We start from the raw sequence: 22,963 nt of genomic DNA, 5'->3' as shown, positions 1-22,963 counted from the left end.
CGGATCGTAGCGGCTTACCGCCCCCGCTGCAGGGCCGCAGTGGCATCGCGGGTGAGGACCGCCGACGCCGCGCCGGATGCCCACGCCGTCAGGAACTCCTTCTGGCGGAGCCACGCGGCCGCCTGGACCAGCCGCATCGCCCGGATCTCCTCCGGTGTGGCCTTCGCGTCGAAGCGGGCGAGTAAGCCTTCCAGCCGCTGACGAACCTCTGCACTCGGCGTTTTCTGCAGGGCCTCCCGCAACGGCCCTTCGGCCCGCCGCCCCAGGGCCGCGAGTTCCTTCGTCGCCGCCGTCCGGTCGGCGAACGCGGGCGCGTCGAGTTGGTCGATCCACTTTGCCACCGCCTGGGCGTCCGGGTTCGCGGCCGGCGGTAACTTCTCCGCCACGTACGCCCGCCGCCGCTCGTCGGCCATCAGCGCCCACGCGGCGGGGACGCCCACGGCCGGGTCGGCCGCCGCGGCGGCAACCCAGTCCTCTGCCGCCCCTTGAACCGCTCTCGCGGGGCGGGGCGGGGTGAGGTCCCACTGGTTGACGAACCCGCCCGTGCCGCTGGAAAAAGCCGACCGCCCGTCCACTGCCACGGCGATCCAGTCGACGGCCAGGTCGTGGCCGTCGAACCGCCGGACGAGTTTGCCGGTCGCGACCTCCCACACCTTGACGGCCCCGTCCCCGCCGCCGCTGACGAGCCACCGGCCGTCGGGCGTGAACGCGAGGGCGCTCACGGGCAGGGGTTGCGGGTTGCCGAACTTCCACGCATACGGGTCCGCCGGCGGCGGGTCGGTCGCGACGATCGGCGGCACGCCCGTGCCGGGCAGGTGGATCTCGCGATCCGACGCGATCGCCAGGGCAGCCCCGTCCGGACTGTACCGCACCTGAACACGACGGAAGAGAGACCGGGCGGCAGGCCCGACCGCGATTTCGCCCGCCCGCGCGTTCCGGGCGAGGTCGTAACGGCTCAGGTGGGCGGTGTATTCGGGCACCGCGGGGTTCGCGCCCGCCTGGATCTCCAGGTACACGATTTCCTTCCCGTCCGGCGTCAAGGTCTGGGGCGAACTGATCGGCAGCGGCAAGACCTGGGCCGTCACCGGGTCGTACCGCGCGATCTCCCGGCGGCGGGCCGCCACGTTGGCACACGGCCCATACACGTACCGACCGTCCGGCGACCACGCGAGGAAGTTCGCCCCGGATGTCCCCACGTTCGGCGTCCCGGTCCGGCGATCGGCGACCGCGTTGAGGGGGACGACTTCGAAATGGCCCCAGGAATCGACCACGGCCACACGGCGGCCGTCCGGCGAGACGGCCAGGGCAGTCAGCGGTCCCCGCGGCGTCTGGGACGGTGTGACGGCGCGGACGAACGCCCCGGACGCCACGTCCCAGACCCCGACCCGGCCGGCCGCGTCGGCGGCGACAAGGTGTGTGCCGTCCGGCATCGGCGAGAACGCCGGCCCCGCCCCCGGGACCTCGTCCGCGACTTCCGTCCCGGTCGCCGCGGCCCACCGCTCGACCCGACCACCCCGGACGATGAGAACGGTCGTCCCGTCGGCCGTCGTCGCCCAGTGCTTGACGACCTCGGCCGAGCCGCCGGGCCGGAGGGCGGGCAACTCCTTGAACGGGTCCAGGGACCACCGCAACAGTTGAGAAGCCGTCGATAGGGTGAGCGTCCGGCCGTCCGGCGAGAAGGCCATGGCGAACTCGGCGTTCGTGGCCTTCACCGCGCCCGCGGGAAGCGCCCACTTCCGCCGCGTCGCCCCGGTCGCCAGGTCGATCAGGTGAATCTCGGAGACGGAATGGACGACCGCGAGGGTTCGGCCGTCGTGCGACAGGGCGTACCCGTTCTCGCTCCCGTTGTGGGCCGTCCGCAGGGGCAGGGCGTGCCGCGGGCGGCCGGTCGCCGCGTCCCCGATCTCGATCTCGGCGTAGATCTTCTTCGTCCGCACGTACGTCGCCCCGTCCGGCGTCACTTTCGCCAGCCCGCCGACCGGCCACGTGGCAACGACCCGGCCCGACGGCAGTTCGTGGACGTAGGTGACGGTCTCGTCCGGCCGGATCAACCGGCCGAGGGGGTCGAACGCACAGAACGCGGACCCGGTCTTCCGCCCGCCCGCCTCCCGCCAGACCTCCTGGCCCGTGGCGGCGGCGATGACGAACGCCGTCTCGCGGTTCGGCACGGCGGCCACGAACCGGCCGTCCGGGGAGAAGGAGACGCCGTCGGTTGCGACGAAGGAACCGTAGCCGCGAAGGGGCACCCGGGCCGTCGTGACCGCCCGCCGGGAGGCCACGTCGAAGATCGTAACGACGGCGGCGCGCCGCTGGTGGGAGACGGACAGGACGCCGAGCCGCCGGCCGTCGGCGGACAGCGCGCAGCCGCACTCGGTGCCCGGGAACCGGAACCGGTCCTCGCCGAACCGGCGGAGCGGCACGTCGAGGGGCGGAGCCTTCTCCCCCGCGTCGAGAGGATCGGCCGCCCGAGCCCACGGCAGCGTCGAGAGGATCACGATTGCGGCGAGGGGATATTTCACGGCGAACACTCCGAGCCCGAGTCAGCCCGCCACGAGTCTACCGAACCAACGCCTTAATCGCCACGAATTCTCCCTCTCGCGGCCGCCGGCGAAAGGGGACATTGTGCCGGTACGGACCCGCGGGTCGTTCCGGTCCACGGCGTACCGCGAGTACGGCGTCGCCCCGGCCACGTTCGGCCGGTGGGAGCGGAACGGCCAGACGTACTCCGACAGCATCTACGCGGACTTCCGCCGGGCCGTGGCTGCGGCCGAGTCGCGGGCCGAGCACCAGATGATCACGTGGGTCGTGAAGGTCGAGACGCACGCCGCGAGCGTCGTAGACTATTCAGGCACCCGGTTCACTGCACCGCAAGGACGCCGATGACCGCTATCCCCCTTACGCACGCCGACCGCGATTTGATTGACTTCATCATGGACGGGTTCCACTTCCGGACCGTGTTCCACTACCTGGAGCACGCCGGCGTGAAGTGGGGCGACGGGGAACTGGCCGCCCACCCGACCGAGCCGCAACTCCGACTCCGTGCCCGGGCGTTGCTCACCGAGTGCTGCCGCAGCGGGCCGCAGGCGTTCGCCTCCGGCAACGGGTTCGTCGCCGTCCGTAAATCACCGACGGAACTTGAGCTCCACTTCTCCATCACCAGTTGCGGGGCGGTCAACGACGGAACGGACAACGATTCGCAGGCCCTGTAGTCAGCACTCAATCTCTCTGACCCCAATGCCCGACCACCCGGACCAGTCCCGAACCCCTCCCCCGGCGGACGAGGTGAACCGCCTGTGGCAGCACGGCATGCACGAAGAGCGGCTGTTCCACGACCGCCTCAACTACTTCACCGCCGTCCAGACGGGCCTCCTCGCGGTGTTCGCCATCCTGTATCAAAAAGAGCCGTCGCCCGGCGTGTTCGCCCCGCTCACGGCCGTCGCCCTGACGTTCGCCGTCTTGTGGTTTCGGGTCCAGGTCCGGCACTGGCGGTACTGCGTGCACGTCAGCGCGATCATTCGGCAAATGGTCCCCGAGTACGCCCGAACCGTCGCCACGTTCACAGGCCGGGGCCGGACGGACGGGCTGTCGATCTCTCGACCGCTGGCGTTCGCCGTCCCCGTCCTGTTCGGTGTCACGTGGGTGGCGCTCTTCGCCTGGGTGCTCGCCCGCCCTTGGTGCCCCCCGGCACGATGAGCCGGGTTGCCGGTGATCGGAGATTTCGACCCGATCCGGCGACCTGCTCACCCACCTGCCGGCCCGCCGCGGGGCCGAAGAAGCGGGGGCGTCCACAAAAGAACCACGCCGGGAAGGAGTGAGTATGGCCGCCGAACAATTCCGGGTCACGTTCGCCGATAAACTCACCGCCTTGCGGGTCGAGTCGGGCCTGACGCCGCAGCAACTCGCCGACAAGACGGGCGTGCCCCTCGCGACGATCCGCCGGTTGGAGGCCGGGAAGAACAAGCGGTCCCCGTCGTGGGGCTTGGTGGTGCGACTGGCGGCCGGGGTTGGGGTGCCGTGCCGGGTGTTCTCCGTGTGCTGGGAACAGGAGGAGCAAGCAGGGGAAACGCGATGACGGAGGCGGAGTGGGCGGTGGCGACTAACCCGGGACCACTGTTGGCGTTCGCCCGGGATGGGCTCAGTGATCGAAAACTACGGTTGTTCGCGTGCGCCGTGCTTCGGAGAATGCTCCGGTTTACTGATCTCCAACACGTCGGGTTTGCTGTCGCGGTGAGCGAGCGATTCGCCGACGGTGAGGCCGCGAGTGAGGAGATGCGCGAAGCAGAAACGGCGGCGTCGATGCTCTGGAGTGAGTTCCACCTTCCGGGGCCGGTGTCGGCGAAAAGTTCACTCGGGCTCGTGGCCGGCGGGGCGCGTCAGATCACGAGACGTAACGCGGTCAAGGTCGTGTGGGAAATCGAGAACATCGCGGACCTGGGTGGGGTGCGAGGGCATCTACGCTCCAGTCTCTTCCGCGACATCGTCGGCCCGCTCCCCTTTCGCCCCGTGACGTTTTCACCCGCCTGGCTCACCTCCGCCGCCGTCGGCATCGCCACCGGCATCTATGACGACCGCGCGTTCGACCGCCTGCCGATCCTCGCGGACGCGCTGCAGGACGCCGGTTGCGAGGACGCCGACATCCTCGCCCACTGCCGGGGCGACGGGCCGCACGCCCGCGGGTGCTGGGTCGTTGATAGAGTGCTCGGCAAGGAATGAGGGCGGACGTCACTTCCTTCTTGTCTCACCACTTGCAGGTAGATAGGCTGTGGCTTGATGGACGCGAAGGCACTCCGGCGGCGTGCCCTCGCAACCGATCCTCAGGTTTTGCGGTAAGAGGGTGAACCCATGGCGGACCGAGGCGACCCGTATGAAGGCTATAACTTTCTGGTAGAAATCGATGGCCTGTCCATCGCCGGGTTCACGCAAGTGTCGGGATTAGAGTCAAGGATCGAAGTGGTCGAGTACCGCGACGGCGGGGAAAAGTTTTTCCCGGCCCGGAAGCTACCCGGCAAGGTGACGTACACGAACATCGTGTTAAAGTCCGGAATCACGGACGACACGCAACTTTATGATTGGCACTTGGAGTGGGTCAAGCGGTCGGACTCGGCCAAGCGCAAGTCCATTCGCATTGTGTTGCTCGATGGGGCGGGAAAGGAAAAGCGATCATGGCGAATCCGCGAGGCGTGGCCAGCCGTTTACGTCGGGCCGAGCCTCAACGCGGGCAGCAACGACGTGCTAATACAGACGATTGAACTCGCCCACGAGGGGATTGATTTAGATTAAACCGCTGCGGCTCGGATTGGTGCTTCCGACCGCAAACGGTAGTTGCTCGCCGACGGCCTGGAGGCGGGCGAGGGATGGCCGGGGCCGGTAGACGTGATGTAATCGCGAATGCGAAAGGGCTGGCCGAGCAAAAGGGTCGACGGGGAGGCGGCCCGCTTACCGTCACTTCGGCGATCGCTCTTCCACGTCAGTGTTCAGTTTCACCAGCGCTTGGCCGTACACTTTGAGGATCTTGTCCTTACCATCATCGCCCATGAACTTGATCTCCGAAGTTTTGAGAAGTTCGGTGTACTCCTTGATGATCAACTTGCAGGCTTCGGCCGCTTTCAAGGCGGCCTTTTTGTCTTCCTCAAGTTTTTTCACCGCCGCCTCGAACACGTCGAGCGTCTTCTGGAAATCGCTCTTGAACACTGGCATCTTCAATGACGCGGACGACGGTTTTGACTTGATGATGATTTTGTGATTGTTCTCGGCCCTGTCTTTCGCTTCCTTCCAATATGCGGCCAACTCGCCCATGACCGACCCCTCCGGACAGTGTGTGGGACACCGCGACGACCAGTTCGGCGAAGTGTCCGCTTAACGACGGACAGTAACATCTCACAACGGGGGGTACAACAAAAATGCGATCCGGCGGGCGTAACGGAGCTGGCCGGGCGGGTTGCTCGGCGTCTTTCACCGCCAGTAGTCGCTACCCGCCACCCCCGCGGAGTTGCTGAACGAAGCCGAGGCGGTCGATCACCTGCCAGTGTCCGGCAACCTGACCGTCAACGATGTCATAGATCGTCTGGCCCGCGAACCGCAATCGCTTGCCCGTCGCCGGCAACCCGATCAGGTCGCCGGCCTGCGTCCCCTCGGCGGTCCACCGGACGGCGACGCGGCGGTTGGTCGAGATCACGTCGTGTAGGGTGAAGAGTAAATCCGGGAAGGCTGTTCGCGAGTACGTCACCCGCTCGCGGTAGGTGTCACGGTCGAGCGTTCGCCCTTCCCACTGGTCGCCGGGGTCGGAGTGGATGACGTACTGCAGGGCCACGAGCCGCTCGACCGCCGACAAATCGCCGGCATTCCAAACGACATCATGTAACTCTCGGATCAGGCGGCCGGCATCGGACACGGTTACGCTCCTCGGGATCGCTGAATCTGTGCAACCATATTAGTCGGCGACCTGAGCAACGCCGTGTTGAGTGTCTTTGGAGAGTTCAATCTGCTGTACGCCGGCCCGGAACCGTGCTATCGAATCGTTGTTCGGCAGGAACTCGACAACGGCGTGATTGTCTTTCGACAGGTGAACCCGCCGACGTGAACGTGAGCGTCGATGACAGCCAACAGCACGGGCGGACGAGTGCGGACGGGAAGCAACATTTCGCCTCGAAACCTTCCATCTGACGGACACGGGCGTAGAGTGGTGGAATGGGTCATTCGAATTGTGGTTCTGGATGTCGAGGGTTCAAATCCCCTCAATCACCCTACTCCCTTCGCCGACCTCACTCATTTTCCGCCCGAACCTCGTTGAATCGAAGCCGCCCCACGGACTCGTCAGAATAGAAACTTGCCCCACACCCCTATCCGAGGTCGCGTGTGATGCGATTCCTTGCGTTGATCGTCCTCGGCTTCACGGCATCGCCGTCACCTTCTGCGGAACCGCCGGCGATCCGCCACGAACCGGTCCAACCGAAGCCCAGCGTGCCGGTGCTGGTCACGGCCCGATTGGTGGCAGGCACGACGAAGGCCACGCTGAAGTTGCAAGCCGTTGCACCCGGGAAGTACGTCCGTAAGTCCGACCCCGACTACGAAAAGAACTGGGCCGACCTACCGATGCGCGATGACGGCCGGGAGGGGGACGAGAAGGCCGGCGATGGGGTGTTCAGCGTTCGCGTACCGGCCACGTTCCAACAACACCGCTGGCTGTTGCGGTATCGCGTCGTGGCAACCGACGCGGCGGGCAAGGCGGTGCAACTGCCCGCGGCCGACGACACTTGCCCGAACTTCGCGTGGTGGTGCGACGCCGGCCCCGCCTCGTGGACCGGCACTCGCGACCCGGGCAAGACGCCGCCGCTGACGTTTTCCCCAGAGTTCCTCAGCACGTTACAGACCCTTCATCTGCTGGCCCGCGCCGAGGACGTTGCGAAGAGCCAGTGGGACGGCAACGCCCACAAGCAGAAGCAACAGGGGACGCTCGTCTACCACGGGGTCGTCTACGACCACGTTCAGTTCAGCAACCGCGGCCAGGGGAGCGCGCACATCTCCGGCAAGAACAAGTGGGGGCTGAAGTTCAACAAGGGCCACGACGTGCCGTTCGTCGATCATGATGGCGTCCCGTTCCCGGCCGCGTGCGACAGCCTCAACTTGAACCCCGGCGGGTCGACGCCGTACCTGCCGATCCTCCGCGGCATCACCGGCCTGGACGAAGTGTTCTCGATGCGTTCGTACCGCCTCGCCGGAGTTCCCAGCCCCTTCGCGACGTGGGTGCAGTGGCGTGTCGTGACGACCGCCGAGGAAGTCTCTGCGAAAGACCAGTACCAGGGCGACCTGTGGGGCGTGTACGTGGCGATCGGCGACATGGAGCCGAAGTTGCTCGCCGATCGAAAGCTGCCGGACGGCTTGACGGTCAGCACTCAGAGCGGTGTCAAGCACACCCCGCACGACATGGCCGACGCCCCGAAAGTGTGGGAGAAGTTCCTGAACGGGATGCGGTCCAACCCCAAAGAAGCCTGGTGGCGGCAGAACCTCGACCTGCCGGCGTACTTCAGCTTCCACGCGATGAACCGCCTGCTGGGCAACGTCGACATTCGGCCCGACGGCAACCACGGGTACTACCGCAATCCCGACGGCCACTGGGCCCCGATCCCGTGGGACAACGACATGATGTTCGTCCCCCGCCACCACCAACCCGGTTACATCGAAGCCATCGGCTGCCTCAACCAGCCGGCAATTGCGCTCGAGTACCGCAACCGAGCGCGGGAAATCCTCGACCTGTTCGCCGCCGACAACGGCGACCGCGGCGGACAGGTCGGACAGTTGGTGGCCGATCTAGGTGCGGCACTGACGCCAAAGAATTATGCCGTCGATTGGTCCCGACTCGACGAGGCAGTCTGGAACCAGCACCCGCGGATGAACCAGAAGGGTTCGTACTTCGTCAACCCCGTGGACGGCGACCACTTCGGCGGTCGGTGGAAGCGAACCCTGGCGACGAATGACTTCGCCGGCTTCCGCAAATACCTCGTCGACTTCTGCACCGACTCGCGGCCGATCAAGAACTACGCCCCGAACGACGGCGACCACCGCGGCTACGGTTGGGGCTACCTCACCCACGAGGCGAAGGACGAGAAAATTCCTGCTACGCCGCTGGTCAAGCAACTGACCGATGGGAAGTACCGATTTGAGGCGACGGCGTTCTCCTCACCGGCCGGACAGAAGGCGGCGGCGTTGGAATGGCGGGTCGGCCGCGTCGGTCAGCGGGGTCAGTACGAACTGCACGAACTGTGGCACAAGGATCTCGAAACGGGTCAGGCGATTGGCATTCCGCCGGAGGTTTTCCAGCAGACCGGTGAGTACCGCGTTCGGGCCCGTTGGCGGGACGCCAGCGGACGGTGCGGGCACTGGAGTTGGCCGGCCACGGTCAGCGTGAAATGAAGTACGGCCGGCGGTTTCCCCGCCGGCCGTGTCGTTTCGGATGAGGAATCCTCTTTACGGCTGTTTGCTCAGAGCCTTCGCCTTTTTCACGAGTTGCAGGAACTCCGCCCGGTACGCGCCGGGGTCGTGCGCCATCGACGAGGCAGCGAGTTCTTCCACAAGGGCGTAGTTCGCCTGCCCCTTGTACGGCGATTGCTTCAGCAGCATCCCGAACGCGGCCACGGCCGAACCGAACCGGAAGTCTTCCGACGCCGTGTCGTAGGACTTAGCCACGTCGCCGACCGGAATCTCTCGCAGGGTACTCTTCTCGGCGTCCGGCATCTTGTGCCGCAGTTTCACGACGAACGCTTCCTTCGAGGTCTTCTCGTCCGCGTTCGCCTTCGGCTTTTCGGCGGCCGGAGCGGGTTGGTATCGCAGGCCGTCCACCTTCGGTTCGGTGTTCAACGCTTCCCCGGCGGGAACCAGTTCGTAGAGGGCCGTGACGACGTGCCCGGCCCCCATTTCGCCGGCGTCCTTCTTGTCGTTGTGGAAGTCCTCGGCCGCGAGCTTCCGCTTCTCGTAGCCGATGAGCCGGTAGGCGGCGACCTTCGCGGGGTTGAACTCGATCTGAATCTTCACGTCCTTCGCCACGGTGACGAGCGTGCCGGAGATTTGCTCGACGAGGGCCTTCTTCGCCTCGGCAATCGTGTCGATGTAGCCGTAGTTGCCGTTGCCCTTGCCGGCGAGTTGCACCATCATCTCGTCGCGGAGGTTGCCCATGCCGAAGCCGAAGACGCTGAGGAAGACGCCCGTCTGCTTCTTCTCCTCGATCAGCTTCACCAGTTCCGCGGTGCCGGTGGTGCCGACGTTCCAGTCGCCGTCGGTGCAGAGGATGACGCGGTTCGTGCCCTTCTCGATGAAGTTCTTCACGGCCGTTTCGTAGGCCAGTTGGATGCCGCTACCGCCGTTGGTCGATCCGCCGGCCGAGAGACTGTCGATCGCGTTCAGGATCGCGTCCTTCTTGCTCGCGTTCGTCGAATCGAGGACGATGCCGCTCGCCCCGGCGTAGACCACGAGGGCCACGCGGTCGTTCTCGGTGAGTTGTTCGACGAGCAGTTTCATCGCGGCCTTCACCAGCGGCAGCTTGTTCGGCTCGTTCATAGAGCCGGACACGTCGATGAGGAAGACGAGGTTGCTCGCCGGCCGCTTGCCGTTGTCGATCGGCTTCGCCTTCAGCGACACGCGGGCGAGCCGGTGTTTCGACGCCCACGGGCACCCGGCCATCTCGACGCGCACCGTGAACGGGTCGTCCCCCTCCGGCGGGGCGTCGCGGTACGGGAAGTAGTTAATCATCTCCTCCAACCGCACGGCGTCCGGGTGCGGCAGCGTGTTGTGGTTCAGCATGTTCCGCACAATGGCGTAGCTGGCCGTGTCCACGTCCACGCCGAAGGTGGAGAGGGCGTCCTGCCCCTCGACGCGGGTGAACGGATTCTCGATGAGTTGCCGGTACTGATCGCGGCCCCCAGCGTATGAACGCTTGGCCAGGTCGCTCGGTTGCGGTTTGCCTCCAACTCTAGGACTGCTATCCCCGGCAACACCAAGGTCACTACCAGCGCCAAAGCCTGCGAGCGCAGTAGAGGCGTCAGCGGGTTCGCCCTTTACTTCGCCCGCGGGAGTTCCCGCGGCCGGAATTCCGGGGATCGGGGCGGCGGAGCTTCCAGATCCCAAACCCCGTTCGCTGATTCTGCTTCTCGGGCGACCCGGTTCAGTACCCATCCCGCCTTCACCGAAGCGGCCGCCAGGGCCGCCAAGCCCGCCGCCGAAACCTCCGCCAGGAATCCCACCCCCGCCACCGAAACCGCCATTGTTGACACTTCCGAAACCACCCGGTCCATAACCGAGACCGCCGAGAGAAGCCCCACCGGTCGCAACGGCGCCACCCGGAACGGGGTTGTATGGATCAGCGGGTTTACTTCCCGGCTGTTGCGGAGATTCGGCCAGTTCCTGGGGACTCTTTGCCTTTGCCCGAATCGCGGCAACGCTGAGGCCGTCGATGGCTTCCATCGTGGTTGGCACCGGCTTAGAGTCTCCCGGCGGTTGATCGCCGCTCACCCTCAATGCGTAGAAGTCCCGTGTGGGTTCCCTCTGTGGCGAAGAATCGAAGTAGCTCTGCCCGGCGAACACCGCGAGCATCACGACGGCCGCCAGCGAAGTGATCGTGATCGCCCACCGCTTGAGCTTCGACTTCCTCGCCAGCGACGATGCGACCGCGGGTGCCACCGACGGTTCGGCGGCTTGCACTTCCGCGGCGAGGCTTTTGGTGAGCAGGTGGCCGAGTTGCCGCGTTTCTTCGAGCAACTGCCGGGCGGCCGGGTCGGTGCGGAGGCGCGTCTCGATCTCGCCGCGCTCCGCGTCGGTCAGGCTCGCGTCGTTCAGGGCGTAGGCCGTGAGTTTGGTTTCGAAATCTTCGGGTGTCATGAGTGGTTCCTCGGATTGTTTGCGAATGGCGAACCGAACCCCGTAAGGGTTCGGGTGATGACGGGTCACGCCAGGTGCGGCAGTTTCGTCCGCAGGGCTTTCATGGCTTGGTGCAACAACACGCCGACGTGCGATTCGCTCAGGCCCATCACCTCGGCGATTTCGCGGTACGAAAAATGGTTCTGGAACCGCAGCCGCACGGCTTCGTTCTGGTCGGTCGGAAGTGCCGCGAGGTGACCGAGCACGACGCGGGTCGTGTCGTTTGTCTCGGCCGTTTGGGTTGGTTCGGGGCCGCGAGCGGGTGGCTCGGCCACGGGGTCGAGGGTGGCGATCATCCGATGGTCCTTTCGCAGGATGTCGATGGCGCGACGCCGGCACACCGCGAACAGCCACGGGGCCAGGCGAGATTCCAATTCCGCACGGGGTTGCTGACAGAGTTGCAGGAACGCATCCTGCACGACATCGCGACCGCGTTCGCCGTCGGGCAGCAAACGACGAACGTAGGCCAACAGCGGCCGTTCGTACTGCCGCACGGCGGCGACGACCCAATCGCGATCCGTGGTCATGGCCCCTCCATCGCGTCTGATGAGACAACGTGCGAAGGAGATGTTTATTAACGGATTCTCGGATTTGCTGAGATCACAACCGTAACCGACGAAACGTCAGACTGATCCGCGGACCGGCACCCTCTTCCGGCAGAATGGCGTGTTTCCACTCGTTTTGCATCATGGCAGACATGAATAGGAGCGAACCCGATGACAGTCGGAATGGTTCAAGTTGAGTTCGATCCGCCTGATGCCGAAATGTCAGAGTTCGTTCTGCGCCGAGCGAAACGATGGCGATGCCCGTTCCCGGTTCGAGTTCGGTCGTCGAATCGGAATGAAAACCCATTGTCGAAGTGCCGTCGGGGTAGAAGTTCGCCAGACAGTTGTTCGAGCGGTAGCCGAGATGCTGTTCGAGTTGATCCACGGTTGGCAGTAAATGAGCGGGAAATGCAATCGTGGGATATGCGATGCCCGAATAGTTGTAGGGCATGCCGAAGCTGGCCGTCTTCCTGGCTCGGATTCGATCATCCCATTCGGTCGTCGTGAGCAATTGCCGATAGAGGTCGGCGTGAGTTGGAACGAACCCGGCAACAAATCGGACGTGATTACTGGCCAGCAGCATACTCATCCTGGTGTCCTCATTTGTGAATGGAGACACCAGCACGATCATGGGTTCACTTCACCCGAAACAGTCGCTCGGCGTTTTCGCGGAAGACCAACTCGTGCATCTCGGCGGGGACCATCGCCGCGATAAAGTCGCGGTACGCGGCCATCGGTACGAGCGGCCAGTCGGTGCCGTAGAGGAAGCGGTTCGGCCGCCCGCAGTAGCGGATCGCCTTGTGGACGCGGTCGATCACGTCGGCCAAGTCCTCGTGGACTTCGTCGTAGATCAAATCCTCCGCCTCCCCGACGACGAGGCCGGACAGGTCGGCCCAGACGTTCACGTTCTTGTAAATCACTTCCGCCGCGTCGACCGTCCACGGGTTGCCCAGGTGGGCCATCACGAACCGCACCTGCGGGTGATCGACCGCCACGTCATCGACGCCGAGTGGATGGGCGTACTTCAGCTTCGCGTAAGGCGAATACGTGTCGCCGGTGTGGAAGAAGACTGGCACGTCATACTGCTCGGCAATCTCGTAGTACCGGCGGTACGTCAGGTGCGATGGGTTGTAGTGCAGATAGCCGAGGTACGCCTTGAGGGCCACGACTCGGCCGGCGGCCATCACCTCGCGGACGCGGCGGAAGTGCTCGTGGTCGTCCTTGTCCTTCATCGGGTCCATGATGCCGATGGCCGACAGCCCCGGCACCTTGTCGGCGACCATCAGCGTGCGGTTGATGCCGAGCGGGTCGTCGGCCGTGATGCGCCACTCGCCCATCGCGAAGGCGCGGGTCATGCCGGCGTTCTGCATCTCCTGTCGGACTACCGCCGCCACGCGCTCGGCCGGCGAACGCAGGATGGGGGCGAGACTCCCCGCGCCGGGGATTTGTGGTGGCACAACGTGGATGTGTGCATCGATCATTCAGCAATAGTATCGGATGCCGCCTCGCCGCGAAAGCGGTTTCAGCGGTTCGCGGCCTGAATCCAACTGCCGAGGTAGTGGAGGAGACTCGTGCAGATGACGAGCAGGAAGATGACAGTCCACGCCTGGAAAGCGAGGCGGTAGGCGGGAGCATCTTCGCCGCCGGGGTATTGCGGGGCGGGTTCCGGGGTCGGCGTCATGGCGATGCGTCCTGTCGAGTAGCGGGGCGAGTCCACACTCTTCTATCGGATTTTAGACGGCGTAACGTCTTCCCCGACGGCCGCGTTGGCGATCCGGCCGGTTCGTTTTCCGGCACCGTCGGTTTTTCCCGAACAACACGGTCGATTCAGAAGTACAATTGGCAGAACCACGGCCCCGGATCGGCGGTGGGAACCGCTCTCCCGGTAAGACGACTCGCGATGTCTGCTTTCACGCCTCAAAATCTCTTCCAGGCGATTCGCGAGAGCGGTCTCTACAAGCCCGAACAACTGGCCGCCCTGGACCATTTTTCGCCGGAACTCGTGGCCGATTTGCCCGCCCTCGCCGAACGCTTATCGACCGACAAACTCGTCACAAGCTACCAGGGCCGCAAGGTCCGCCTGAACCGCCTCCACGAAGTGCTGATCGGCCCGTACCTCGTGTTGGACAAGATCGGCGAAGGCGGCATGGGCAAGGTCTACAAGGCCGTGCGCACCGGCACCGGCCGGCTCGTCGCCCTGAAGGTCGTGCGGGCGCACCTGATGACGAACCCCACCGTCTTGCGCCGCTACAAGCGCGAGGCGGCAGCAGCGGCGAAGCTCAACCACCCGAACATCGTGGCCCTGCTCGACGCCGACGAGGCGCAAGGGCGGTACTACCTCGCCCTCGAATTCGTGTACGGGTCGGACCTGTCGCGAATGGTCAAAGAATTCGGCCCGCTGCCGAGTTCCGAAGCGGCCGAGTACATCCGTCAGGCGGCGCTCGGCCTTCAGCACGCGCACGAGAATAACCTGATCCACCGCGACATTAAGCCCTCGAATGTGCTCGTCAGTGGCGAACGCGCTCAGCCCGGCACCGGCGGCGTGGCCACGGTGCGCATTCTGGACATGGGCCTCGTCCGATCGCTCGAAGACAGCCCGGACACCACGGAAGTGACCCGCGACGGCACGGTCGTCGGCACGCCGGATTACATGGCCCCCGAGCAGGCCAAGAACTCGAGTACCGTCGATCACCGGGCGGACATCTACGGCCTCGGCTGCACGCTCTACTATCTGCTCAAGGGCCGGCCGCCGTTCCCGGACGGGTCGCCGATCGACAAGCTCCTCCGCCATCAACTCGACCCGCCTCCGGACCTCCGCAAGGAACGGCCCGACGTGCCGTTCGAGATGCTCCGGTTGATGGAACGGATGCTGGCCAAGAAGCCGGACGACCGCATTCAGACGGCGGCCGAAGTGGCGAAGGGCCTCGCACCGTTCACGGCCGAGGGGTTGGCCAACACGCCGGACATCGTCCTGACGCTGCCGGAACCCGTGGCGGCCGTGCCGGCACGCGCTCTCGCGATCCCCGAGGGGAGTACGATCGCAACCGGCGCGGTCCACGTGTTGGAAGCGGAGGTGGTCACGACCGTGACCGCCCCGACGCCCAAGCCCGCGCCGATTCAGCCGAAGAAGCCGGTGAAGTTGGTCCCCCGTGAGCCGGACAGTAACGACTCGTTCCCTCAGAGTGGGTCGCCGGTTGGCACACGGACCCGGGGGTCGAACTCCGACGCGGACGGCCTGCCGAACTCCGACGACGACACGCGCTCTCGCAGCCGAGAAACCGAGGCCGGCCTTGCGACCCGTCGGCGGCAGGCCAAAACCCGCCTCGCCGAGAAGAAGCGGAAGAAGAAGTTGAACTGGGTGCCGTTCGCCGCGGTGGGGGGCGTGGTTGCGCTTCTCGCGGTTGTTGCGGCGGTTATCTTCCTGAGGCCGCCCAAACCGACGGCGCCGCCCGTGGACAATGCCAACAATACCGTCCCGCCGCCGGTCGCCAAGCACGTCCTCCCGCCCGCGTGGGTGAACGTGCCCGACAACGCGACCGTGTTCGTCGTGGCCCACCCGGAGGCGTACTGGCTTGCCGCGCAGTCGCACATCCGCCCGCAGTCCCGGTTCGTCAAAGTTTTGAACGACCTGACTAGCCGCTACCGCTTCGACCTGCGCCACGGGGAGCGGTTCACGTTCGCCAACCTCGGAGATCGCACCGGCCGTGGGGTGGCCACGGCCGAGGGAGCGTTCCTGACGCCGGAGTGGGTCGGCCAAACGGCGACGTGGCCGGGCGGGAAGGTGCAAGTCCTCGACGGGCAGAAGTTCTTGACGTTCCCGCCGAACGGCGACTGGACCATGCACGGCGTGATCTCGCCCCGCCCGGCCTACACCATTTCAAACAACGAGGGGTTGATCGTCGAACTCGCCCGCCGGAACGCGACCCAGAAGCCGAAGCTCGCCGACGGAATGCTGACGGCGATCACCGAACCCGACAACCCGAACCCGCCGACGTTCACCTTCGCCGCCAGCGGCGGGTGGCAGTTCGGCGACGGGAGCACGCTCGGAGACCTGGGGGCAGAACTCGTCATCATTCAAGCGCGACTCGTGGGCGACCGCTTCGACGTGGACGTGGACATCCGCGGCACGAGTCCGGACCGGGTGAAAGAGTTCGTCAACGTGGCCCTCTGGGACCGGGTGAAGAAGAGTTGTCCTGGCCTGAAGCCGTACCTCCAGGCGATCACCGAGAACACCTCCAACGACGGCTGGGACAAGGTCGGGAATTTGCACCGGCTGCGGAAGACCGAGGCGGGAGCGTGGCCGGTGGACAACGCCCACGTCTGGCTCGAACGCCTCCTACCGGACTGACTCGGGGAGTAGGTCAGCCGACCACGACCTCACACGAGACCATTCAGCCGTTCGCGAAAATCGCCCGTAGCAGCGTGAGTCGTCCCGATGTCCTGCCGCATTCTTCCGCTGTTCCTCCTGCTCGCCGGGTGTGCCGGCAGTTCGTCCTCGCCACCGGCGGCCCCTGCTCCGTCCGCACCGGACGAACCGGGTCCGCGGCGAAACGTGCCTCGCCCGACACCGCCGCCTGAACCCAAGAACGTCGTCTTCACGCGGACGCCGCTCGATCCGGGCCGCATCCCCACGGTGCGGGCGATCGAGTTGCCGAAGTTTCACGCGGCCGCTTCCGTGTGGGGTAGCACGGGCCGCGACCACCGCGGGCACATTTATTACGGCGTGTCCACCGACGGGAATGACGTGCTGTCCGCCCACCTGATCGAATTCGATCCCGCAACGAACCTCACGACCGACCGCGGCGGCGTGGTCGAGAACCTGAAGCGGCTCGGCCTCGCCAAGCCGCGAGAGAACCAGAACAAGATTCACTCGAAGATCTGGCAGGCCGCGGACGGCTTCCTCTACTTCGCGTCCCTCGACGAAGGCGACGAGAATGACGACGGCACGAAGCTGCCGACGTTCGGATCGCACCTGTGGCGGGTGAAGCCGGAGGGCGGCGAGTGGGAACACTTGGCCGACGTTCGCGAGGCCGTGATCGCGTCCGCCCTCGGCGGGCGCTACGTCTACTTCCTCGGCTACTTCGGCCACGTCCTCTATCAATGGGACACCGAGCGCGGCACGCTCAGCAACACGGTGCGAGTCGGCTCCGTCGGCGGGCACACGACGCGGAACATCCTCGCCGACGGCCGCGACCACGCCTTCGTCCCGCGGGTGACGGCCGGCAAGGTGGAGTTGATTGAGTACGACGAGAAGTTACAGGAACAGGCCGCGTTCCCGCTCACCGGATACAGCACGTCGCCCGATTCGGGTTCGCACGGCATCGTCGGCGTCACGCAACTGAAGGACGAAGGGTTCGCGTTCGTCACCGACAAGGGCCGTTTGTACCGTCTGACGCCGCGGGCGACCGGCAGTGCCGTCGTGGACCTCGGCAACGTCCACCCGGACGGCGAGTGCTACTGCCCCACGCTCTTCAGCTACGACGGAGAGTCGAATCTGGTCGGCATCGGCCACCGCCCATCTCGCGGCGAGCCGACTTACGAATGGCTGGCGTTCGACCTACGAACGCGGCGGGCGACCGCGGCCAAGTTGGCCGTGCCCGTGTCGGCGAACGCCTGGAAGGGGTTGTTGATCTACGGTAGTCAGACGCGCGACGACGAAGGGCGGTTTTACGTCGGCGGGCGGTTCATTTCCCAGGGCGAAACCGACCGCAGCGTGCCGGCCGCGTGGCAAGTCATGCCGTAAAGCCCGTCCGTCCGTCCGTCCGTCCGTGCGGTCGTTAAAGCAAGCGACCCACGCAAGCGTGGGTCGAAAACGCACGGCGGATCGGTGCGAAAGTTATTCGTCGTTCTTGCGCTTCTGCATGACAACGAGCAGAATGATCAGACCCACCAGCGCGCCACCCATGAGCAGCATGAAGGTCCAGCTACTAAAGAAGTCCATGTCCGACCCTTTCGCAGAAAATGGGGAGTGAGACGGTGTCCCTATAGGAAGGGCAGAATTAGCGAGTCCGCGTCTGGTCGGTCACATTCGCCGCCGGAACGCATGGTTCGTGTTGTACCGGCCCCTTTTCCACGATGCAAGTAGCCATCCGAGAATTTTCACGAACCATTTCAGCCGACGATCTTAGGTTGCCGGATGAAGCAACTGTGCCGTTTTCCGCCTGTTCAACTTCTTGCCCAACAGTAATATAGAGAGGTTGTGCAGATCACCTTTCTCTCTCCCTTTCGAAGAGTACCGAGAATGAATGCAGGTCTCGAACTCGTGCGCGCCGGACAACTCTTGTATACCGACGAAATCGGCCGCGATGCCTGCGGCATCGGCGGGGTCGCCGCCAAAGACGGGAAGCCGAACGCCGAGGTCGTCCAGAAGGCTTTGCACGCCCTCAAGGCACTGGAGCACCGCGGCGGCGTTTGCGGCGCGGCCGGGGACGGGGCCGGGCTGACGCTGCAAATCCCACAGGCCTTCTTCCGTGAAGAAGCGAAGAAACTCGGCTTCGCCGACGCCGGATCGCTGGGGGCTGACGACCGGCTCGCCGTGGGCATGTTCTTCATCCAGGACCGGGAACCCTCGGCGATCGAACGCGCCCGGAGCATCTTCCGCCGGAAGCTCGCTGGCGGGCCGGTGAAATTGCTCGGCGTGCGGGCCGTGCCGACGAACGATGGCATCCTGCCGAAGACCGCCCGCGACACGCGGCCGGGGGCCATCGAGCAATGGCTGTTCCAGGTCGAAGGCGACGCGACCGCGGCCGAGCAGTACCTCTACCGGCAACGCCTCGTGCTGCGCGAAGAGTTCAAGGCGGCCGGTCTCGACGTGTACGTGCCGTCCTTGTCCACGCGGTTGGTCAGTTACAAGGGCTTGTTCACCAGCCCGCACCTGTGCGACTACTACCCGGACCTGATCGCCCCCGGTTTCGAAGCCGGCATCGCGATCTTCCACCGCCGCTATTCGACGAACACCTTCCCGAACTGGAAGCTCGCCCAGCCGTTCCGCTTCACCTGCCACAACGGCGAGATCAACACCATCCGCACCAACCGCAACGCGGTGAAAGCCTTCTCCCGCGGCCTCACGCCGCCACCAGCCGGCGGCGACCTCTGCACCCCGAAGATGAGCGACTCAGCCAGCCTCGACGAGTGGCTCGAATACTTGTTGCTCGAACAGAACTGGAGTCTCCTGCGCTCCCTCCGCCTGTCCGTGCCGCCGGTGTGGGACACGGAAGCCGACGTGTGGGGGGCGGAAGCGTTCCAACTGTTCACGTACTGCCGCCGCACGATGGGCAGCCTCGCCGCGTGGGACGGCCCCGCGGGGATTCTCGCGACCGACGGCCGGTACATGGTCGGCCTCGTGGACCGCATGGGCCTTCGCCCGGTGCGGTGGTGCGCCGACCAGCGCGGCTGGCTGTACATCGGTTCGGAAACCGGCGTCTTCGGCCTCGACAACACCACGATCGTCGCGAGCGGTCAACTCCAGCCCGGTGAAATCATCGCCATCGACACCGAGACCGGCACGCGACTCGACAGCAAGCAGATCATGGGCCGCGTCGTCGAGGAGGCGAAGGCCGAACTCGGCGACATCCACGAACTCAACCGCCGGCAGATAATCATCACCGAGGGCTTCGACTTCACGCGACAAGTGGAGGACGTGATCGACGCGATGCTGAAGGAGCAGAACTGGACGCTCGAAAACCTGCTGCAAGCGTGCGGCTGGGACTTCGAGCGGGCCGTGTTCGTCAAAGACATGGCGAAGCTGAAGAAAGAGCCGCTGTCGAGCATGGGTCACGACCGCGTGCTGACGATCTTCAGCGAGCACCACCCGACACTGTTCAAGTACTGTCAGCAGACGTTCGCGGAAGTCACGAACCCGCCGATCGACCCGTACCGCGAGGGCGGGGCGATGTCGCTATCGACGTACCTGGGCAAAGCGTTCCCGAATCGGGGCACGATGAACCCGGACGAACTGCCGGTGAAGCAGATGGAACTGCCGTCGCCGGTCATCAGCGACGCGGTCATCGAGGAGATCAAGGCGAACGAACTGCTCGGCTTCAAGTTACTCGACGCGACGTTTCCACTGCAAGGCGGGGCCGAGGCGCTGAAGTCCGCGATTCACAAGCTCCGCAGCGACGCCGAGCGGGCCGTTCATGAGGGCTACCACGTCCTCTGCCTCTCGGACAAGGAAGCCGTGCGCCGCGGCATCGACCCAATCCCGTCGCTGATGGCGCTCGGAGCGGTCCACAATTATCTCTGCCAGCAGGGTTTACGCGACCGCTGTTCGCTCGTCGTGCAGGCCGGCGACATTCAGGAAGGCCACGACATCTGCGTGCTGGTGGCGTTCGGGGCCGATGCGGTTCACCCGTACCTGATGCTGCGGCTGGTGAAGGACGGCATCACCTACAAGCACCCGGAGAGCAAGCAGGACATCACCATCGCCCCGCGGGAGGCGTTGGAAAATCTCTTCGAGGCCCTCGAAGACACGATCAAGAAGGTCATCTCGAAGATGGGCATCACGACCATCGAGGGCTACCGCGGGGCGATGCTGTTCGAAGCGGTCGGCTTCGGCCCAGAACTGATGCAGTTCCTCGGCGACTTCCCCAGCCGTGTCGGCGGCTTGACCCTGGCCGATCTCGCCGAAGACGCGAAGTGGCGGGTCGAGCGGGCCGACGAGATGGCGAACAAGAACCGGCCGATGGGCAAGAACATGGACTACCGCGCGTTCAACGCGAAGGTGCGGATGGCCCTCCGCGACGCCGTCCTGGAGGCCCACCCAGAGCCGGCCGGCGGCGGTGGCGAGATCGCGTACACCACCCCGCCGAAGGTGAAGGACGACACGCTGGAATTGAAGGTCGGCACGAAGTTCAAGAAGTTCACCGATATGGTGAACACCCGCGTGCCGACGGTGCTGCGAGACCTGTTCAAGATCAAGGCCGGTACGGCCGTGCCGAAGGAGAGCGTGCAAGACGCCCACGACCTGATCGTCAACCACTTCCGCGGTGCGGCCATGAGCCACGGCGCGCTCACGGGCGCATCGCACATGACCATCGCGGCGGCCCTCAACGAACTCGGCGGGTTCAGCAACTCCGGCGAGGGCGGCGAGTCACGGTTCCGCAACGACATCCCGCCGCGGGCGTGGGGGTCGTTCTGGGAGAAGGTCCGCCAGCAGCGGCAGGCTCACCCGGAGGTGTACGCCCTCGGCGGCGACCTCCGCAAGAGCCGATTCCGCAGCCGCATCCGGCAGGTGGCGAGCGGCCGGTTCGGCGTCGATGCTGAGTACCTGATTAACGCGGAGGAGTTGCAAATCAAGATGGCCCAGGGGGCGAAGCCCGGCGAGGGCGGCCAGCTCATGGGCAAGAAGGTGACGAGTGAGATCGCCGAGATTCGCTTCGCGAAGCCGGGCACCGACCTGATCTCGCCGCCGCCGCACCACGACATTTATTCCATCGAAGACCTGGCGCAACTGATCTACGACCTGAAGGCGGCGAAGCCGGGCATCCTCGTGTCGGTGAAGCTCGTCGCCGTCGAGAACATCGGCACCATTGCCGTCGGCGTGGCAAAGGCCGGGGCCGACGTGATCGAGATCGACGGCATCGACGGCGGCACCGGCGCGGCCATGGTGTCATCGAAGGAGCACGCGGGCTTGCCGAGTGAGATGGGCTTGTGTGAGGCGCACCAGGCGCTCGTCGTGAACGGCATCCGCACGGGCGTGAAGCTCCGCGTCGGCGGCGGCATCAAGAACGGCTGGGACGTCATCAAGTATTCGCTCCTGGGTGCCGACCAGTTCGTCTTCGGCCAGGGGTTGATGGTGTCAGTCGGCTGCATCGTGTGCAAGAGTTGCCACATCCCGAACTGCCCGACGGGCATCACCGGCTCGCCGGAAATCTTCAAGGGCCACCCGGAACACACGAAGGCGTACCTGCACGCCGTCGCCGAGGAGGTGCGTTGTTTGCTCGCCGAGATGGGCTTCACGCACGTCGGCCAGATCACCGGCCGCTCCGACCTGCTCGAACGCCGGCCGGACGTCAAGGGCCGCCCGGCCCAGGTAGACGTGTCGAAGTTCTTGCGCGAAGACATGGCCCTCGACAAACTGGAACCAAAGTTCCCGCAGTTCCGTGGGACCATCGGCGTCTGCGAGCCGGCCGGCCCGAACTTGAATCAGAAGATGGTGGCCGCCCTGGCCGACGCGATTGACCTGGCGCAGGACGCCGCCCTGACGTTCAAAATCAAGAACAGCGACCGCAGCGTGGGGGCTACCATCGCCGGTAGCATCGCGAGTCTCTACGGCCGCGAGGGGATGCCGAATGGCCGGAAGATTCGCGTGAAGTTCGAGGGCGAGGCCGGCCAGAGTTTCGGCGCGTGGTGCATCGACGGCCTGGACCTGGAACTCCACGGCTTCTGCCAGGACGGGCTGGCGAAGGGGATCAGTGGCGGCAGCATTGTGGTGACGCTCGACTACAAGGCGAGCGACTACGGCGGCGAGATCATGAGCGTGGCCGGCAACAACGTCGCCTTCGGCGCCACCGGCGGGCAGGTGTTCATCGGCGGCCGCGCCGGCCACCGCCTGGGCATCCGCAACAGCGGCGCGACGATCGTGGCGGAAGCGGCCGGCAAGTACGCCTGCGAGTACATGACCCGCGGCCGGGTGGTGATCCTCGGCCCGATTGAGAACGAGGTCGGCAGCGGCATGACCGGCGGCGAACTGTTCGTGTTCGACCCGAAGAACGAACTGGCCAACAAGCTGCACAGCAGCAGCGTGGCCGTGCTGCCGTGCAAGCACTCCGACTACGAGTGGCTGCACCCGTTGGTGAAGCAGTACCACGAGCGGACCGGCAGCCGACAAGCGAAGCGCATCCTCGACCGCTGGGCCGACATCCGCCGCGAACAGCGGCTGAAGAAGGTCGTCCCGCTCGCGGTGGCCCGGGCGATGGAGGACTTCCGCGCCGTCGGCACGGCGGCGGGATGACCACGTTTTCCTGTCCCGAACCACTGGTTCGGGACAGGAATCTCAACATTCCTGCCCCGAC

General features: G+C 65.4%; 19 protein-coding genes. 10 read left to right on the top strand and 9 right to left on the bottom strand.

The window, feature by feature from the left end:
• Nucleotides 1–14: 14 nt before the first annotated feature.
• Nucleotides 15–2,519: a WD40 repeat domain-containing protein gene (locus tag PX52LOC_RS20020; RefSeq protein ID WP_149111758.1), complete on the bottom strand. Its 2,505-nt coding sequence runs from the start codon at nucleotides 2,517–2,519 to the stop codon at nucleotides 15–17.
• Between the two features lie 103 nt (nucleotides 2,520–2,622).
• Here PX52LOC_RS20020 and PX52LOC_RS20015 point away from each other — a divergent pair, with 103 nt between their 5' ends.
• The 6 genes from PX52LOC_RS20015 to PX52LOC_RS19990 all read left to right on the top strand — a co-directional run bounded on the left by PX52LOC_RS20015 (nucleotide 2,623) and on the right by PX52LOC_RS19990 (nucleotide 5,280).
• The gene (locus PX52LOC_RS20015; protein WP_149111757.1) at nucleotides 2,623–2,883 is read left to right on the top strand and encodes a hypothetical protein; all 261 of its coding nucleotides are present in this window, start codon (nucleotides 2,623–2,625) and stop codon (nucleotides 2,881–2,883) included.
• Entirely contained in the window at nucleotides 2,880–3,209 is a 330-nt protein-coding gene (locus PX52LOC_RS20010) for a hypothetical protein (protein ID WP_149111756.1), read from the top strand. Before PX52LOC_RS20015 ends, PX52LOC_RS20010 begins: the two co-directional genes overlap by 4 nt.
• Nucleotides 3,210–3,282: 73 nt before the next feature.
• Nucleotides 3,283–3,693 (top strand): RipA family octameric membrane protein, encoded by a 411-nt coding sequence (locus PX52LOC_RS20005; RefSeq protein ID WP_149111755.1) that lies wholly within the window; start codon nucleotides 3,283–3,285, stop codon nucleotides 3,691–3,693.
• 124 nt (nucleotides 3,694–3,817) lie between these two features.
• A complete protein-coding gene (locus tag PX52LOC_RS20000) occupies nucleotides 3,818–4,072 on the top strand; it encodes a helix-turn-helix domain-containing protein (RefSeq protein ID WP_149111754.1) in 255 nt (84 codons plus the stop codon).
• 197 nt (nucleotides 4,073–4,269) lie between these two features.
• Nucleotides 4,270–4,713, top strand: a complete 444-nt coding sequence (locus PX52LOC_RS42655; protein WP_246173418.1) for a hypothetical protein — start codon at nucleotides 4,270–4,272, stop codon at nucleotides 4,711–4,713.
• Between the two features lie 129 nt (nucleotides 4,714–4,842).
• Nucleotides 4,843–5,280 carry a phage tail protein gene (locus PX52LOC_RS19990; RefSeq protein WP_149111753.1) on the top strand — a complete coding sequence of 146 codons (438 nt, stop codon included), beginning with the start codon at nucleotides 4,843–4,845 and terminating at the stop codon, nucleotides 5,278–5,280.
• A 162-nt stretch (nucleotides 5,281–5,442) separates the two neighbouring features.
• On the opposite strand, the gene PX52LOC_RS19985 is transcribed toward PX52LOC_RS19990, so the two are convergent.
• Together PX52LOC_RS19985 and PX52LOC_RS19980 are read right to left on the bottom strand one after the other, a co-directional pair.
• Nucleotides 5,443–5,796, bottom strand: a complete 354-nt coding sequence (locus PX52LOC_RS19985; RefSeq protein ID WP_149111752.1) for a hypothetical protein — start codon at nucleotides 5,794–5,796, stop codon at nucleotides 5,443–5,445.
• Nucleotides 5,797–5,968: 172 nt separating this feature from the next.
• Nucleotides 5,969–6,391, bottom strand: a complete 423-nt coding sequence (locus PX52LOC_RS19980; RefSeq protein WP_168219103.1) for an ester cyclase — start codon at nucleotides 6,389–6,391, stop codon at nucleotides 5,969–5,971.
• Between the two features lie 467 nt (nucleotides 6,392–6,858).
• Between PX52LOC_RS19980 and PX52LOC_RS19975 the strand changes: the two genes are divergently transcribed.
• Nucleotides 6,859–8,910, top strand: a complete 2,052-nt coding sequence (locus PX52LOC_RS19975) for a choice-of-anchor X domain-containing protein (protein ID WP_149111750.1) — start codon at nucleotides 6,859–6,861, stop codon at nucleotides 8,908–8,910.
• A gap of 54 nt (nucleotides 8,911–8,964) precedes the next feature.
• Here PX52LOC_RS19975 and PX52LOC_RS19970 read toward each other — a convergent pair whose 3' ends face one another.
• From PX52LOC_RS19970 to PX52LOC_RS40720, 5 genes are all read right to left on the bottom strand, one after another.
• On the bottom strand, nucleotides 8,965–11,367 hold the full coding sequence (locus PX52LOC_RS19970) for a YfbK domain-containing protein (RefSeq protein WP_218575119.1): 2,403 nt from the start codon (nucleotides 11,365–11,367) through the stop codon (nucleotides 8,965–8,967).
• Nucleotides 11,368–11,432: 65 nt separating this feature from the next.
• The gene (locus tag PX52LOC_RS19960; RefSeq protein WP_149111749.1) at nucleotides 11,433–11,933 is read right to left on the bottom strand and encodes an RNA polymerase sigma factor; all 501 of its coding nucleotides are present in this window, start codon (nucleotides 11,931–11,933) and stop codon (nucleotides 11,433–11,435) included.
• A gap of 73 nt (nucleotides 11,934–12,006) precedes the next feature.
• Entirely contained in the window at nucleotides 12,007–12,582 is a 576-nt protein-coding gene (locus tag PX52LOC_RS19955) for an alpha-ketoglutarate-dependent dioxygenase AlkB (RefSeq protein WP_246173417.1), read from the bottom strand.
• A 4-nt stretch (nucleotides 12,583–12,586) separates the two neighbouring features.
• Nucleotides 12,587–13,432 (bottom strand): amidohydrolase family protein, encoded by an 846-nt coding sequence (locus PX52LOC_RS19950; RefSeq protein WP_149111748.1) that lies wholly within the window; start codon nucleotides 13,430–13,432, stop codon nucleotides 12,587–12,589.
• Nucleotides 13,433–13,473: 41 nt separating this feature from the next.
• Nucleotides 13,474–13,632 (bottom strand): hypothetical protein, encoded by a 159-nt coding sequence (locus PX52LOC_RS40720; RefSeq protein ID WP_168219102.1) that lies wholly within the window; start codon nucleotides 13,630–13,632, stop codon nucleotides 13,474–13,476.
• A 219-nt stretch (nucleotides 13,633–13,851) separates the two neighbouring features.
• Here PX52LOC_RS40720 and PX52LOC_RS19945 point away from each other — a divergent pair, with 219 nt between their 5' ends.
• Nucleotides 13,852–16,299: a serine/threonine protein kinase gene (locus PX52LOC_RS19945; protein ID WP_149111747.1), complete on the top strand. Its 2,448-nt coding sequence runs from the start codon at nucleotides 13,852–13,854 to the stop codon at nucleotides 16,297–16,299.
• Between the two features lie 87 nt (nucleotides 16,300–16,386).
• Complete coding sequence (locus tag PX52LOC_RS19935; RefSeq protein ID WP_149111746.1) at nucleotides 16,387–17,694, top strand: hypothetical protein; 1,308 nt, start codon at nucleotides 16,387–16,389, stop codon at nucleotides 17,692–17,694.
• A 93-nt stretch (nucleotides 17,695–17,787) separates the two neighbouring features.
• Here PX52LOC_RS19935 and PX52LOC_RS19930 read toward each other — a convergent pair whose 3' ends face one another.
• Nucleotides 17,788–17,892: an LPXTG cell wall anchor domain-containing protein gene (locus PX52LOC_RS19930; RefSeq protein ID WP_149111745.1), complete on the bottom strand. Its 105-nt coding sequence runs from the start codon at nucleotides 17,890–17,892 to the stop codon at nucleotides 17,788–17,790.
• 300 nt (nucleotides 17,893–18,192) lie between these two features.
• On the opposite strand from PX52LOC_RS19930, the gene PX52LOC_RS19925 reads away from it, so the two are divergent.
• Complete coding sequence (locus PX52LOC_RS19925; RefSeq protein ID WP_149111744.1) at nucleotides 18,193–22,902, top strand: glutamate synthase-related protein; 4,710 nt, start codon at nucleotides 18,193–18,195, stop codon at nucleotides 22,900–22,902.
• Nucleotides 22,903–22,963: the final 61 nt, after the last annotated feature.

It is taken from the genome of Limnoglobus roseus (genome assembly GCF_008254045.1).
Lineage (GTDB): Bacteria > Planctomycetota > Planctomycetia > Gemmatales > Gemmataceae > Limnoglobus > Limnoglobus roseus.
The sequence above is the reverse complement of the archived record's forward strand: the minus strand, read 5'-3'. Positions and strand labels throughout refer to the sequence as shown.

Excerpts from the sequence above, each read along its gene's own strand:
- PX52LOC_RS20010 (WP_149111756.1), top strand. The coding sequence starts at position 2,880 with ATGACCGCTATCCCCCTTACGCACGCCGACCGCGATTTGATTGACTTC.
- PX52LOC_RS20000 (WP_149111754.1), top strand. The coding sequence starts at position 3,818 with ATGGCCGCCGAACAATTCCGGGTCACGTTCGCCGATAAACTCACCGCC.
- PX52LOC_RS42655 (WP_246173418.1), top strand. The coding sequence starts at position 4,270 with ATGCGCGAAGCAGAAACGGCGGCGTCGATGCTCTGGAGTGAGTTCCAC.
- PX52LOC_RS19990 (WP_149111753.1), top strand. The coding sequence starts at position 4,843 with ATGGCGGACCGAGGCGACCCGTATGAAGGCTATAACTTTCTGGTAGAA.
- PX52LOC_RS19985 (WP_149111752.1), bottom strand. The coding sequence starts at position 5,796 with ATGGGCGAGTTGGCCGCATATTGGAAGGAAGCGAAAGACAGGGCCGAG.
- PX52LOC_RS19975 (WP_149111750.1), top strand. The coding sequence starts at position 6,859 with ATGCGATTCCTTGCGTTGATCGTCCTCGGCTTCACGGCATCGCCGTCA.
- PX52LOC_RS19970 (WP_218575119.1), bottom strand. The coding sequence starts at position 11,367 with ATGACACCCGAAGATTTCGAAACCAAACTCACGGCCTACGCCCTGAAC.
- PX52LOC_RS19960 (WP_149111749.1), bottom strand. The coding sequence starts at position 11,933 with ATGACCACGGATCGCGATTGGGTCGTCGCCGCCGTGCGGCAGTACGAA.
- PX52LOC_RS19955 (WP_246173417.1), bottom strand. The coding sequence starts at position 12,582 with ATGATCGTGCTGGTGTCTCCATTCACAAATGAGGACACCAGGATGAGT.
- PX52LOC_RS19950 (WP_149111748.1), bottom strand. The coding sequence starts at position 13,432 with ATGATCGATGCACACATCCACGTTGTGCCACCACAAATCCCCGGCGCG.
- PX52LOC_RS40720 (WP_168219102.1), bottom strand. The coding sequence starts at position 13,632 with ATGACGCCGACCCCGGAACCCGCCCCGCAATACCCCGGCGGCGAAGAT.
- PX52LOC_RS19945 (WP_149111747.1), top strand. The coding sequence starts at position 13,852 with ATGTCTGCTTTCACGCCTCAAAATCTCTTCCAGGCGATTCGCGAGAGC.
- PX52LOC_RS19935 (WP_149111746.1), top strand. The coding sequence starts at position 16,387 with ATGTCCTGCCGCATTCTTCCGCTGTTCCTCCTGCTCGCCGGGTGTGCC.
- PX52LOC_RS19930 (WP_149111745.1), bottom strand. The coding sequence starts at position 17,892 with ATGGACTTCTTTAGTAGCTGGACCTTCATGCTGCTCATGGGTGGCGCG.
- PX52LOC_RS19925 (WP_149111744.1), top strand. The coding sequence starts at position 18,193 with ATGAATGCAGGTCTCGAACTCGTGCGCGCCGGACAACTCTTGTATACC.